Source organism: Vibrio sp. 1288 (genome assembly GCF_033344475.1).
On record NZ_JAWPOX010000319.1, the window covers coordinates 1 to 829 of the forward strand.

The 829-nt window shown below is 48.5% G+C and carries 2 protein-coding genes; both read right to left on the reverse strand.

The genetic code is table 11. The annotated features are described in order from the left end of the window. Positions 1-140 (reverse strand): glutamine amidotransferase-related protein (locus R8O11_RS26505; RefSeq protein WP_412035080.1); only part of this gene is annotated, 140 nt, incomplete at its 3' end. Positions 141-145: 5 nt separating this feature from the next. After that, on the reverse strand, positions 146-829 hold a 684-nt coding region (locus tag R8O11_RS26510; protein WP_318194779.1), incomplete at its 5' end, for an anthranilate synthase component 1.

Below are 829 nucleotides of genomic sequence, written 5' to 3' on the forward strand. Positions count from 1 at the left end.
AGCTCGTTTATTGCTAGTTCAATGGTTTCTGCCGGAATGTGGTTAAGATAAATTTTGACTGCGTGACCTAATGCGCGGAATTGGTCCACAAGGTTATAGGTGAACGAGTCAAAGTTATCGATGAATACGATGTTCGCCATGTCTGCTACTCCTTGTTTGCAGGTTGAGAATGCGCTGCTTGAATAGCAGAGATAACCGCTTGAGCTTTTCCGCGTGTTTCATCGGCTTCCGCTTGAGGGTCAGAATCGAATACCACGCCTGCACCTGCTTGTACTTGAGCAATGCCGTTTTCCACGTAAGCCGAGCGAATCACGATACAAGTGTCGAGCGTGCCTTCTCCTGTCAGGTAGCCTACCGCTCCGCCATAGCTGCCACGACGAGCACCTTCAACATCGCGAATCAGTTGCATTGCACGAATTTTTGGCGCTCCAGTTAACGTGCCCATGTTCATACAAGCTTGGTAAGCGTGCAAAGCATCAAGGTCATCGCGCAACTGGCCAACCACGCGGGACACCAAGTGCATAACATGGCTGTAACGGTCAACTTTAAGGAGATCGGCAACATGACGAGTACCAGCTTGCGAGATGCGCGCTACATCATTACGAGCTAGGTCTACCAACATCATATGTTCAGCGTTCTCTTTTTTGTCGCTACGCAGTTCAAGTTCAATACGGCTATCTAAATCAAAATCGATTTCGCCATTTGGACGTTTACCGCGACGGCGAGTCCCCGCAATTGGGTAGATTTCTATTTGGTTGGTGTCGGTTTCATACTTCAACGCACTTTCTGGAGACGCACCAAACAAAGTGAACAGCTCATCTTGCATGTA